This window comes from Martinezella sp. CNPSo 3959 (assembly GCF_057784355.1).
The window spans coordinates 475,496-488,793 of record NZ_JBXSOV010000002.1 but is presented as its reverse complement, the minus strand read 5'-3'; the positions used below and the strand labels follow the sequence as shown (position 1 = coordinate 488,793).

Annotated in this window: 12 protein-coding genes; all 12 read right to left on the bottom strand. The window is 60.4% G+C overall.

Features of this window, described 5'->3' with window-relative positions:
* Positions 1-11: 11 nt before the first annotated feature.
* The 12 genes from AC13RE_RS10305 to AC13RE_RS10250 all read right to left on the bottom strand — a co-directional run bounded on the left by AC13RE_RS10305 (position 12) and on the right by AC13RE_RS10250 (position 13,264).
* Positions 12-1,523, bottom strand: coding sequence for an NADH-quinone oxidoreductase subunit M (locus AC13RE_RS10305; RefSeq protein WP_488562837.1), 1,512 nt, complete (start codon positions 1,521-1,523; stop codon positions 12-14).
* Entirely contained in the window at positions 1,523-3,517 is a 1,995-nt protein-coding gene (gene nuoL / locus AC13RE_RS10300) for an NADH-quinone oxidoreductase subunit L (protein WP_488562836.1), read from the bottom strand. Before nuoL ends, AC13RE_RS10305 begins: the two co-directional genes overlap by 1 nt.
* Positions 3,518-3,524: 7 nt before the next feature.
* Complete coding sequence (gene nuoK / locus AC13RE_RS10295; protein ID WP_007689961.1) at positions 3,525-3,833, bottom strand: NADH-quinone oxidoreductase subunit NuoK; 309 nt, start codon at positions 3,831-3,833, stop codon at positions 3,525-3,527.
* 31 nt (positions 3,834-3,864) lie between these two features.
* Positions 3,865-4,479 (bottom strand): NADH-quinone oxidoreductase subunit J, encoded by a 615-nt coding sequence (locus AC13RE_RS10290; RefSeq protein WP_015339514.1) that lies wholly within the window; start codon positions 4,477-4,479, stop codon positions 3,865-3,867.
* 149 nt (positions 4,480-4,628) lie between these two features.
* Positions 4,629-5,120, bottom strand: coding sequence for an NADH-quinone oxidoreductase subunit NuoI (gene nuoI, locus AC13RE_RS10285; protein ID WP_113233043.1), 492 nt, complete (start codon positions 5,118-5,120; stop codon positions 4,629-4,631).
* Between the two features lie 40 nt (positions 5,121-5,160).
* Positions 5,161-6,204, bottom strand: coding sequence for an NADH-quinone oxidoreductase subunit NuoH (gene nuoH, locus AC13RE_RS10280; protein ID WP_047627053.1), 1,044 nt, complete (start codon positions 6,202-6,204; stop codon positions 5,161-5,163).
* A 12-nt stretch (positions 6,205-6,216) separates the two neighbouring features.
* On the bottom strand, positions 6,217-8,298 hold the full coding sequence (gene nuoG, locus AC13RE_RS10275; RefSeq protein ID WP_488562835.1) for an NADH-quinone oxidoreductase subunit NuoG: 2,082 nt from the start codon (positions 8,296-8,298) through the stop codon (positions 6,217-6,219).
* A gap of 238 nt (positions 8,299-8,536) precedes the next feature.
* Complete coding sequence (locus tag AC13RE_RS10270) at positions 8,537-9,295, bottom strand: NADH-quinone oxidoreductase subunit E (protein WP_488562834.1); 759 nt, start codon at positions 9,293-9,295, stop codon at positions 8,537-8,539.
* Between the two features lie 9 nt (positions 9,296-9,304).
* Entirely contained in the window at positions 9,305-10,609 is a 1,305-nt protein-coding gene (nuoF, locus tag AC13RE_RS10265) for an NADH-quinone oxidoreductase subunit NuoF (protein ID WP_015339509.1), read from the bottom strand.
* A gap of 10 nt (positions 10,610-10,619) precedes the next feature.
* Positions 10,620-11,741, bottom strand: coding sequence for an NADH-quinone oxidoreductase subunit E (locus tag AC13RE_RS10260; protein ID WP_488562833.1), 1,122 nt, complete (start codon positions 11,739-11,741; stop codon positions 10,620-10,622).
* A 15-nt stretch (positions 11,742-11,756) separates the two neighbouring features.
* Positions 11,757-12,074 (bottom strand): hypothetical protein, encoded by a 318-nt coding sequence (locus tag AC13RE_RS10255; protein WP_488562832.1) that lies wholly within the window; start codon positions 12,072-12,074, stop codon positions 11,757-11,759.
* Positions 12,074-13,264, bottom strand: a complete 1,191-nt coding sequence (locus AC13RE_RS10250) for an NADH-quinone oxidoreductase subunit D (RefSeq protein WP_112398588.1) — start codon at positions 13,262-13,264, stop codon at positions 12,074-12,076. Before AC13RE_RS10250 ends, AC13RE_RS10255 begins: the two co-directional genes overlap by 1 nt.
* Positions 13,265-13,298 lie beyond the last annotated feature (34 nt).

The window sequence follows — 13,298 nt, the reverse complement described above, 5'->3', positions numbered from 1 at the left end:
AAGTCCCGTCATCAATTCATCGACAGCGCAACATTCTGCGCAGCGTGCAGGGCAGCGGTATAATTGTTCACCAGCAGATCCACCGAAGCCGCCGTGGCATCGAAGATCGGAGCCGGATAGACACCGAATAGGATCGTCAGCGCGATCAGCGGATAGAGGATCAGCTGTTCACGCGGCGACAGATCCAGAAGCTTCTTCAGGTTTTCCTTCTCCAGCGCACCGAAAATCACGCGGCGGTAGAGCCAGAGCGCGTAGGCGGCCGACAGGATCACACCGGTCGCGGCAAAGAGCGCAACCCAGGTATTGGCGCGGAAGACGCCGATCAGGGTCAGGAATTCGCCGATGAAGCCGGAGGTACCGGGCAGACCAACGTTCGCCATGGTGAAGACCATCATGGCGACGGCATATTTCGGCATGTTGTTGACCAGACCGCCGTAAGCCGCGATTTCGCGGGTATGGGTGCGGTCATAGATCACGCCGACGCAGAGGAAGAGCGCGCCCGAGACGATGCCGTGCGACAGCATCTGGAAAATCGCGCCCTGCACGCCCTGCTGGTTGGCCGCGAAGATACCCATCGTCACGTAGCCCATGTGGGCGACCGACGAATAGGCGATCAGCTTCTTGATGTCGTCCTGCATCATCGCGACCAGCGAGGTGTAGATGATGGCGATGACCGAAAGGGCAAAAACGAGCGGCGCGAAATATTCCGAAGCGTTCGGGAACATGCCGAGCGAGAAGCGGATGAGGCCGTAGCCGCCGAGCTTCAGGAGCACGCCTGCCAGGATGACTGAGCCTGCCGTCGGCGCCTGAACGTGCGCGTCGGGAAGCCAGGTATGAACAGGCCACATCGGCATCTTCACCGCGAAGGAGGCGAAGAAGGCGAGCCATAGCCAAGTCTGCAGCTGCGGCGGGAACTTGTAAGCAAGCAGCGTCGGAATGTCGGTCGTACCGGCCTGCCAGTACATCGCCATGATAGCGAGCAACATAAGCACCGAGCCGAGCAGCGTGTAGAGGAAGAACTTGTAGCTGGCGTAGACGCGATCCTTGCCGCCCCAGACGCCGATGATCAGGAACATCGGGATGAGGCCGGCTTCGAAGAAGACGTAAAACAGCACGATATCCAGCGACACGAACACGCCGATCATCATCGTCTCGAGAACGAGGAAGGCGATCATGTAGTCCTTCAGGCGCTTTTCGACCGAGAGCCAGCTTGCCAGCACGCAGAAGGGCATCAGGAAGGTCGACAGGATGACGAACAGCATGGAGATGCCATCGACGCCCATGTGATAGCTGATGCCGCCCGTCAGCCACTCATGCTTTTCGACGAGCTGGAAGCCCGGATTGGCGTTGTCGAACCACATCCAGACGAACAGCGACACGATGAAGGTGACGATGGTCGTCGCCAGGGAGATATTCAGGACATTCCGGCGGCCATTGGCGCCGTTCTCCTGCGTGAACAGGAGAAGGAGGACGCCCACCAGCGGCAGGAAGGTGACCGTTGAAAGAATGGGCCAATCGGTCATCAGAGGGAACTCCCGAGCATCATCCAGGTAACGAGGGCTGCGATACCGAGCAGCATCGCGAAGGCATAGTGATAGAGGTAGCCGGTCTGCAGGCGCACGACACGGTTGGTGACGTCGACGACGCGGGCGGCAATGCCGTTCGGGCCGATGGTGTCGATGACCCCGATATCGCCCTTCTTCCAGAGGAAGCGGCCAAGCGCCTTGGCGGAGCGGACGAAGAGGAAGTCATAGAGTTCGTCGAAGTACCACTTGTTCAGCAGGAACTCGTAAAGGACGCGCTGCTGCTGAGCGAGGCGACGCGGCGTTTCCGGCGACCTGATGTAGAAGTACCAGGCGGTGACGAGACCGAGGAGCATGGCAATGAAGGGGCTGAGCTCAACCCAGACAGGCGCATGTTCCATTTCCTCGAGGATCTTGTTGTCCGGGAGCGTGAACAGTGCATGCTTCCAGAATTCCTCGTAGGCGTGGCCGACGAAGTCAGCGTTGAAATACATGCCCGCGGCGACAGCGCCGATCGCCAGCAGATAAAGCGGGATCAGCATGACGTTCGGCGATTCATGCACGTGGTGCATGACCTCGTGCGAAGCGCGCGGCTTGCCGAAGAAGGTCATGAAGATCAGGCGCCAGGAATAGAAGCTGGTGAACATCGCAGCGATGACCAGCAGCGTGAAGGCGAAGCCGGCAGCTGCGTTGTGCGAGGCGAAGGCCGCCAGGATGATCGCATCCTTCGAGAGGAAGCCGGCGAAACCGATATGGGTCAGCGGGATGCCGACGCCGGTGATTGCCAGCGTGCCGATGACCATCATCCAGAAGGTCTTCTGGATATGTGGGCGCAGGCCACCCATGTGACGCATGTCCTGCTCACCGTCGACGGCGTGGATGACCGAGCCGGCGCAAAGGAAGAGCAGAGCCTTGAAGAAGGCGTGGGTGAAGAGATGGAAGATTGCAGCGCCATAAGCACCGACGCCGAGGGCGACGAACATGTAGCCAAGCTGCGAACAGGTCGAGTAGGCGATGACACGCTTGATATCGTTCTGCACGAGGCCGACGGTGGCGGCGAAGAAGGCCGTGATCGCGCCGATGATGGTGACGAAGGTCAGTGCGTCCTGCGACAGTTCGAAGATCGGCGACATGCGGGCGACGAGGAATACGCCGGCGGTGACCATGGTGGCGGCATGGATGAGTGCGGAAACCGGCGTCGGGCCTTCCATGGCGTCCGGCAGCCAGGTGTGCAGCAGGAACTGCGCCGATTTACCCATTGCGCCCATGAACAGCAGCAGGCAGACGGCCGTCAGCGCGTGGCCGCGATCGAGATGCATGCCGAGGAAATTGAGCACGATATCGGTCGGCTGGCCGCCCTGCCCGGAAGCAAAGCTCTGGGCATTGCCGAAGATGACATCGAAATTGATCGATCCGAAGAGGACGAAGACGCCGGCAATGCCGAGAACGAAGCCGAAGTCGCCAACGCGGTTGACGATGAAGGCCTTCATCGCGGCAGCCGAGGCGGACGGCTTCTTGAACCAGAAGCCGATCAGCAGATAGGAGGCAAGACCGACGCCTTCCCAGCCGAAGAACATCTGGGCGAGGTTGTCGGAGGTCACCAGCATCAGCATGGCGAAGGTGAAGAGCGAGAGATAGGCGAAGAAGCGCGGACGATGCGGATCGTGATGCATGTATCCGATCGAATAGACGTGAACGAGGGTCGAGACCGAGTTCACGACGATCAGCATCACCGAGGTCAGCGTGTCGACGCGCAGCGCCCAGGAAACGTCGATGCCGCCGGACTGGATCCAGCGCAGGACTTCAACCTTGATCGGGCCATCCGTGTGGCCGAGCGCCACCGTGAAGAAGACGATCCACGAGAGGACGGCCGCGACGATCATCAGGCCGGTGGTAACATATTCCGAAGCCTTGGCGCCGATCGCACGGCCGAAAAGGCCAGCTATGATCGCACCAATCAGGGGAAGAAAGACGATAGCCTTATATAAAAACATAGCTTTATCAGCCCTTCATCACGTTGACGTCTTCGACCGCGATGGAGCCGCGGTTACGATAGAAGACGACGAGAATTGCAAGACCGATCGCGGCTTCCGCCGCGGCGACGGTCAAAATGAATAGAGCGAAAACCTGGCCGACGATGTCGTTGAGGAACGACGAAAAGGCGACCATGTTGATGTTGACGGCGAGCAATATGAGCTCGACCGACATCAGGATGATGATGACGTTCTTGCGGTTCAGAAAGATACCGAAAACGCCGAGCACGAAGAGGATGGCGCTGACCGTGAGGTAATGGGAAAGTCCGATGACCATGTTGTTGTTCCTTTGATCCTCGTGCCTCGCCTCAGACGCCCTGCCCCGGCTTGACCTTGACCACCTCGACGGCAGTCGCGGGCGTGCGGGCGACCTGTTGGGAAATGTTCTGGCGCTTGATGTGCGTGCGATGCTTCAGCGTCAGCACGATTGCGCCGATCATCGCGACCAGCAGAACGAGGCCGGCGATCTCGAAGAAATAAACGTAGTTGGTATAGAGCACGTCGCCGAGTGCGGCGGTGTTCGTCCGCTGCGTCAAGGCCGGGATCGGCATGGCGACGGTCTTGGCAATGGTCGGCGAAATCACGCTGCCGCCGATAACGACGATCAGCTCGGCCGCAAGGATGACGCCGATCAAAGCGCCGATCGGTGCATATTCCAGAATGCCGGCCCTGAGCTCGGAGAAATCGATATCGAGCATCATGACGACGAAGAGGAACAGAACCGCCACGGCGCCGACATAAACGACCAGCAGGATCATCGCCAGGAATTCAGCCCCCATCAGCAGGAAGAGGCCGGCCGCGTTGAAGAAAACCAGGATGAGGAACAGGACCGAATGGACCGGATTCCGCGCCGATATAACCATGAACGCCGACGCCACAGCGACAAAGGCGAAGATATAGAAAAAAAGAGCCTGCAGACCCATGTTGGTGCCTTTTTCGTCTTCCCCCGGGCAGCGAGGTGTTTCCCCTGCCCGATGGAGCTCGGTCGGACCCATGTCCGGCAAAGCCCCGGTCTAGATTCAACCGCGACGGCAACGCTTGGCCGCCCGTCACGGCATATTCAAAACTCCGCTCAGCGGTACGGCGAATCGATCGCGATATTCTGCGCGATTTCGCGTTCCCAGCGGTCGCCATTGTCCAAAAGCCGCGCCTTGTCGAAGTAGAGCTCTTCGCGGGTCTCGGTGGCGAATTCGAAGTTCGGCCCTTCGACGATCGCGTCGACCGGGCAAGCCTCTTGGCAGAAGCCGCAATAGATGCACTTCACCATGTCGATGTCGTAACGCACCGTGCGGCGGGTGCCGTCGTTGCGGCGCGGCCCGGCCTCGATGGTGATGGCCTGGGCAGGACAGATGGCCTCGCAGAGCTTGCAGGCGATGCAGCGCTCTTCGCCGTTCGGATAACGACGCAGCGCATGTTCGCCGCGGAAGCGCGGACTGACCGGCCCCTTTTCGAACGGGTAGTTGATCGTTGCCTTCTGCTTGAAGAAGTAACGCATCGACAAAAAGAATGCGCCGACAAATTCCTTGAGGAACAGCGAGCTGACGGCGTTGGAAATTCCGGCCATCTTCAACCTCCAGATCTGCTTGAAGCGAGGATCGACATCATCATGCCCATCCCGTCAGCTTCAGCACGAATGCAACGATAACGACCATGGCGAGCGACAGCGGCAGGAAAACCTTCCAGCCAAGGCGCATGAGCTGGTCGTAGCGGTAGCGCGGCACGAATGCCTTCACCATCGCGAACATGAAGAACACAAAGCACGACTTCAGCAAGAACCAGATGATGCCCGGAACCCAGTTCAGGATCCAGATATCGACCGGAGGCAACCAGCCGCCGAGGAACAGGATCGTCGTCAGCGAGCACATGAGGACGACGGCGGCATATTCGCCGAGCATGAACATCATGTAGGGCGAGGAGCCGTATTCGACCATGAAGCCGGCAACCAGCTCCGATTCCGCTTCCGGAAGGTCGAAGGGCGGACGGTTCGTTTCAGCCAGCGCCGAAATGAAGAACACGATGAACATCGGGAACAGCGACAGCCAGTGCCAGTCGAGGAACGAGGCCGGCAGGCCGAGCTTGGTGCCGAGGCCGGTCTGCTGCGAGAGCACGATATCCGTCAGGTTCAGCGAACCGACGCAGAGCAGCACGGTGACGATGACGAGGCCGATCGAGACTTCGTAGGACACCATCTGCGCCGCCGAGCGGAGCGCGCCGAGGAACGGGTACTTCGAGTTCGAAGCCCAGCCGCCCATGATGATGCCGTAAACTTCGAGCGACGAAATCGCCAGAATGTAGAGGATGCCGACGTTGATATCAGCGACGACCCAGTTCTGCGCGACAGGCACGACGGCCCAGGTCGACAGCGCCAGCACCACGGAAACCAACGGAGCCAGCAGGAACACCGTCTTGTTGGCGCCGGCCGGGATGATCGGCTCCTTGAACATGAACTTCAGCAAGTCGGCGAAGGACTGGAACAGGCCGAAAGGACCGACGACGTTGGGGCCACGGCGCAGCTGGACGGCAGCCCAGATCTTACGGTCGGCAAGCAGAATGTAAGCGATGAAGATCAGCAGGCAGACCAGGAGCAACAGCGACTGGCCAATCATGATCAGCGCCGGCCAGAGATAGGTCGAAACGAATGAATCCATAGTCCTCTGCCCTTACTCTGCCGCAACGCGGAAATTGTTGCGGGCCAATGCCGAGCACTCGGCCATGACAGCCGATGCGCGCGTTATCGGGTTCGTCAAATAGAAGTCTTTGATCGGCGAAGCAAATGCCGATTTGCCCATTGCGCCGGCTTTTTTCGCAAGTGCGGCAATTTGGGCGCTATCGCCTTCAGCAATCTCGTCGATACCGGAGAAATGCGGGAAGGCTGCATAGAGCTTGGCGCGTAATTCTCTCAGCGAATCAAAGGGAAGCTTCTTGCCGAGCACGTCGGAAAGGGCACGGATGATCGCCCAATCTTCGCGGGCGTCGCCCGGCGCGAAACCGGCGCGGTTGCCCATCTGGACGCGGCCTTCCGTGTTGACCCAGGTGCCCGACTTTTCGGTGTAAGCCGCAGCTGGAAGGATGACATCGGCGTTCTGAGCGCCGTTATCGCCGTGCGAACCGATATAGACCGTGAATTTTGCGCCCTTACGGCTGAAGTCAAGCTCGTCGGCGCCCAGCAGGAAGAGGACGTCCATCGAGGACAGCATGGTAGCGGCATTAACGCCCTTTGCGCCCGACACGAAGCCGAGATCAAGGCCGCCGACACGCGCAGCTGCCGTGTGCAGCACGGCAAAGCCATTCCAGTCTTCCTTGACGACGCCGACGGCGGCAGCGAGCTTGGCGGCATTTGCCAGAACCTCGGCACCGTCTTCGCGGATCAGGGCGCCCTGGCCGATGATGATCATCGGCTTTTGAGCATTCTTCAGCACGTCGGCGAAGCTGTGCGAGCCGCTGACGAGATCTGCCAGCGTGTCCGGGCCGGCGCCGAGATAGTCATAGGAGTAGCGAAGGTCTGCAGCTTCGCCGATCACGCCGATCGGGAACTTGCCGCGACGCCAGCGCTTGCGGATGCGCGAATTCATCACCGCAGCCTCGAAGCGCGGATTGGCGCCGACGATCAGCAGCGCATCAGCGGCTTCGATGCCTTGGATGCTCGGGTTGAAGATGTAGCTTGCGCGGCCGAGCGACGGATCAAGCGCCGTCCCGTCCTGGCGACAGTCGAGATTTTCCGATCCGAGCGACTTCAGCAGCTCGCCAAGAGCGTACATTTCCTCGACCGAGGCGAGATCGCCAGCGATCGCGCCGATCTTGTCGCCGCTGGTGGCGGAAACGGCCGACTTGATGGCAGCGAAAGCGTCGCTCCAGCTTGCCGGTTGCAGACGGCCGTCCTTGCGGACATAGGGCTTGTCGAGGCGCTGGGTCTTCAGGCCGTCCCAGATGAAGCGCGTCTTGTCGGAGATCCACTCTTCGTTGATCTGCTCATTGACACGGGGCAGCACGCGCATGACTTCGCGGCCGCGGGTATCGACGCGGATTGCCGAGCCGAGAGCGTCCATGACGTCGATCGATTCGGTCTTATTCAGTTCCCACGGACGAGCCGTGAAGGCGAAGGGCTTGGAGGTCAGCGCGCCGACCGGGCAAAGGTCGACGACGTTGCCCTGCAACTCGGAGGTCATCGCCTGCTCGAGATAGGTGGTGATTTCAGCGTCTTCACCGCGGCCGATGAGGCCGAGTTCGGAAATGCCGGCAACTTCCGTCGTGAAGCGGACGCAGCGCGTGCAGTGGATGCAGCGGTTCATCACGGTCTTGACGAGCGGGCCGATATACTTGTCCTCGACGGCGCGCTTGTCTTCCTGATAGCGCGAACTGTCGATGCCGAAGGCCATGGCCTGGTCCTGCAGGTCGCATTCGCCACCCTGGTCGCAGATCGGGCAATCCAGCGGGTGGTTGATCAGCAGGAATTCCATCACGCCTTCGCGGGCCTTCTTGACCATCGGCGTGTTGGTGAAGACTTCCGGAAGCTCGCCGTTCGGGCCGCCGCGGATATCGCGAACGCCCATGGCGCAAGACGCCTGCGGCTTCGGCGGGCCACCCTTCACCTCGACGAGGCACATGCGGCAATTGCCGGCCACCGACAGTCGTTCATGGAAGCAGAAGCGCGGGACTTCGGCACCGGCTTCCTCGCACGCCTGGATAAGCGTGTAGTGATCCGGAACTTCGATCTCTTTACCGTCAATCTTCAGTTTAGCCATCGTCCACTCAGTCCTATGTCACGTCTCCAGCCCAACCTGGCCGCAGACAATTTCATGATCGCAAACCCGAGTGCCATCGGGGCGGCTCAGACGCCTGATAGCACCGGCTTGCTCACAATAAGCTTTGCCAAGCCTTGTCCCCGCAAGACCAGCTTTGCGATCGAGCCATGCGGGGCACCCACATCGTCTCCATCACCTTCATTCACCCTCCCCGGCCGCGATCCAGCCGAGGAAAACCTTAACTCCGGCCCTTCGGCAGCAGCGCCTTCGCTTGGCCAACCCAGTCATCGCGCCGGATGCGACCTTCGAAACCGAGCTCGCCATCGATCCGCTCGATATCCGCATCGCTCCAGGCGGCGATATCGGCGAAGCGCTTGATGCCACGTCCGTTCAGCACCTGCTCCAGCTTCGGACCGACGCCGGAAATCCGCTTCAGGTCGTCAGCCTTCTCGGCTGCCTTGCGGCCGCGTGCAGGAGCCGGCTTTACGGTGAGCGGCGCAGCGGCTTCAACCTTCGCCGTCTTCTTTGCAGGAGCCGTGACCGCCTTCGGTGCAACAACCGCGGGCTTCGGCTCGGCATTCTTCACCGCGGCCGGCTTCTGCTTCGCAGCAACCGGTTTCGGTACAACAGCCTTGACCGCAGCCTCCTTGGCTGCAGCCTCGGGCTTTACAGGTTTCGCGTCCCCTGCCCCACCGTCCACGCCCGCCGGCTTCGCAGCGACCTCAGCCGGACGTTTTTCCTCTTCAAGGGCATCGGCCAGCCGGGTAGTCGCTTCAACGGCGCCCTGGAAGGCACCGAAGAATGCACCCGCCAATTGCGAGGTAAAGCCGAAACCAATGGCTGTGACGGCCGCAATGGCTGCGGCCGGATGGGCCATCAGTGGATGGATCGGCACGATCGGCGCGTTCCCAAACATATCGGCAGCAGCGCGGCCAAGATCGGCCGATGCATTATCGGCCGCTCCGCTCTCCTGCCTGATATCGTTGGTCTTCGCCATCTTCGATCCTTACTCGGCTGCTTCCAGAACCGCGCCGTGGCTCGTCGCGTTGGCAGTGTACTGGTCGATGCGCTTTTCGATTTCGGGACGGAAGTTGCGGATCAGCCCCTGAACCGGCCATGCGGCTGCGTCACCGAGCGCACAGATGGTATGACCTTCGATCTGCTTCGTCACCTGGAACAGCATGTCGATCTCGCGCTTCTGGGCGTTGCCACGAGCCATACGCTCAAGAACGCGCCACATCCAGCCGGTGCCCTCGCGGCACGGCGTGCACTGGCCGCAGCTCTCATGCTTGAAGAAGGCCGAGATGCGGGCAATCGCCTTGATGATGTCGGTCGACTTGTCCATGACGATCGCCGCAGCCGTGCCGAAGGACGACTTGACTTCGCGCAGGCCGTCGAAATCCATCGGGCAGTCGATGATGTCAGCAGCCGGAACGACCGGGCACGATGCGCCGCCGGGAATGACGGCGAGCAGGTTATCCCAGCCGCCGCGAACGCCGCCGGCGTGCTTGTCGACGAGTTCACGGAAGGTGATGCCCATGGTTTCCTCGACCGTGCAGGGACGGTTGACGTGACCGGAGAGCATGAACAGCTTCGTGCCGACATTGTTCGGACGGCCGAAGGAGGAGAACCAGCCGGCGCCGCGGCGCAGGATCGTCGGGGCAACGGCGATCGACTCGACATTGTTGACCGTCGTCGGGCAGCCGTAGAGACCCATATTGGCCGGGAACGGCGGCTTCAGACGCGGCTGGCCCTTCTTGCCCTCCAGGCTTTCGAGCAGCGCGGTTTCCTCGCCGCAGATGTAAGCGCCGGCGCCGTGATGAACGAAAACATCAAAATCCCAGCCGAGCTTATTGTTTTTTCCCAACAATCCGGCATCGTAGCATTCATCGATCGCAGCCTGCAGGGCTTCGCGCTCGCGCATGTACTCGCCGCGGACATAGATGTAAGCGGTATTCGCGCCCATGGCGAAACCGGCAATGACGCAGCCTTCGATCAGCGTATGCGGATCGTGGCGCATGATGTCGCGGTCCTTGCAGGTGCCGGGTTCCGACTCATCGGCATTGACGACGAGATAATGCGGACGGCCGTCACTTTCCTTCGGCATGAAGGACCACTTGAGCCCGGTCGGGAAGCCTGCGCCGCCACGGCCGCGAAGGCCGGAAGCCTTCATCTCGTTGATGATCCAGTCACGACCCTTTTCGAGGATTTGCTTCGTGCCGTCCCAATGGCCGCGCGACATCGCGCCCTTCAGGGATTTATCCTTGAGGCCGTAGATATTGGTAAAGATGCGATCCTGATCCTGTAACATGCTTCACCTCTTACCGCGGCTTCTTGCCGAAGACCTTGATATATTCCGCTTCGCCACCCTTAGCGAGTGCCTCAGCCTGCCTGACCCAGTCGTCACGATCGATCCGGCCCTTGAAATTCAGATAGCCGTCGACCCAATGGCGCTCGGCTTCGTGCCAGCTTGCGATCTGCGCGAAGGTAAAGATGCCAAGCTCATGCAAGGTCCCTTCGATCTTCGGGCCAACGCCTGAAATGAGCTGCAGATTGTCCGGCTGCGCGGGTCTTTCGATACCGGCGGGACGATTCTTGTCGTCGAGCGACGGCTTTCCGGCGACAGGCTCGGCAGCCGCAGTCCCAGAAAGCGGCTGCGTTTCCGCTGCCTTGGCGTTCTTGGCCGCTTCCTTCGGCGCCGTCGCCGGCGTCTTCAGGCTCTTATTGGTTTCCGCATCCGTGCTCTTGGCACGGGCGGCTTCGGACGGCGGGATCGATACGGTATCAGCAGTAGCCTTGGCCACCTTGCTCGCCGTGCTCTTTGCCTTAGCCTCATCCGACAGCAGAGACGTCAAACCGCCTTCCGGAGCGGAGAAAACGCGATCTATCTGCGGGCCGGTCTGAATCTCATGACCCTTGCCTGCGGCGAATGCATCGATGATCTCTTCGAGACGTGCCGGCGTCAGATCCTCATAGGTATCCTTGCCGATCACGACCATCGGCGCGTTGACGCAGGCGCCCTGACATTCGACCTCTTCCCAGGAGAGCGTGCCGTCGGCATTGCGCTCGAAAGCGTGATCGTTGATCCGGCTCTTGCAGACCTTGATCAGCCCCTCGGCGCCGCGCAGCATGCACGGCGTCGTGCCGCAGACCTGAACGTGAGCGCGCGTGCCAACCGGGTGCAGCTGGAACTGCGTATAGAAGGTCGCGACTTCGAGCGCGCGGATATAGGCCATGTCGAGCATGTCGGCGATCGTTTCGATGGCCGCCTTGGTGACCCAGCCTTCCTGCTCCTGCGCACGCATCATCAGAGGGATAATCGCGGACTGCTGGCGGCCCTCCGGATATTTCTGGATCGTCTTTTCAGCCCAGACCGAATTCTCCGCATTGAAAGCGAAGACGGCAGGCTGGAATTGATCTTCGGCTAGTCGACGAACGGACATCTTTCACGCCTTATCTCAGTTTAAGGACCCACACCGCGTATTCGTCAGAGACGAGAATTCGCAGGCATAGGCCGACTGGTCTTTCTGCATAAACACAACGAACTTACCGCCGTTCGGCACGGCGGCCTTGATCTGGTAGCCACGGGAAAGAAGGTCCGCAACGGTCGAATCTCCGCCCGACGTACCCTCATTTCCGCCTTTTGCAGTATTCGTGCTCGTGGCATTCGAACCCTGCATGTTGAGCGTCGGCAGGCTCAGCGTCTTGCCGGTCTGCTGTGCCGAGGCACCGCAAGCGACCAGAAGCGCCGGAACTATCACCTGCCAGACCCGCATCAGCGATCCACCTCACCAAAGACGATATCGAGTGAACCGAGCACGGCTGCGACGTCGGCGAGCTGGTGGCCGCGGCACATGAAGTCCATGGCCTGCAGATGCGCATAGCCCGGCGCACGGATCTTGCAGCGATACGGCTTGTTGGAGCCGTCCGAGACGAGATAGACGCCGAACTCGCCCTTCGGCGCTTCGACGGCTGCATAAACCTCGCCGGCCGGCACGTGATAGCCTTCGGTGTAAAGCTTGAAATGGTGGATCAGCGCTTCCATGGAGCGCTTCATCTCACCGCGCTTCGGCGGAACCACCTTACCATCGAGCGATGAAACCGGTCCGGTCCTGGCATCGCCGAGCAGACGATTGACGCACTGCTTCATGATGCGGACAGATTCGCGCATTTCGATCATGCGGATGAGGTAGCGGTCATAGCAGTCGCCGTTCTTGCCGATCGGAATATCGAATTCGAGATCGGAGTAACATTCGTAAGGCTGAGCCTTGCGCAAGTCCCAGGCAGCGCCGGAGCCGCGGACCATGACGCCGGAGAAGCCCCAGGCCCAACAGTCTTCCAGCGAGACTACGCCGATATCGACGTTACGCTGCTTGAAGATGCGGTTGCCAGTCAGCAGATCATCGATATCGTCGAGCGCCTTCAGGAAAGGGTCGCACCAGTCGCCGATATCCTGCACGAGCTTTTCAGGCAGATCCTGGTGAACGCCGCCCGGACGGATGTAGGCGGCATGCATGCGCGAACCGGAGGCGCGCTCGTAAAACACCATCAGCTTTTCGCGCTCTTCGAAGCCCCAGAGCGGCGGCGTCAGCGCGCCGACGTCCATAGCCTGCGTCGTGACATTCAGAAGATGCGACAAGATACGCCCGATTTCCGAATAAAGGACGCGGATCAGCTGGCCGCGGATCGGGATATCGATGCCGAGCAGCTTTTCGACGGCCAAGGCATAGGCATGCTCCTGGTTCATCGGCGCGACATAGTCGAGGCGGTCGAAATAAGGAACGGCCTGAAGATAGGTCTTCGTCTCGATCAGCTTTTCCGTGCCGCGATGCAGCAGGCCGATATGGGGATCGACGCGTTCCACAATTTCGCCGTCCAATTCGAGGACAAGACGCAAAACGCCGTGCGCAGCCGGATGCTGCGGACCGAAATTGATGTTGAAGTTGCGAACGTTATGTTCTGTCATGGCGGCGATGCTCGCGTTGTCAGATATTCAGAGA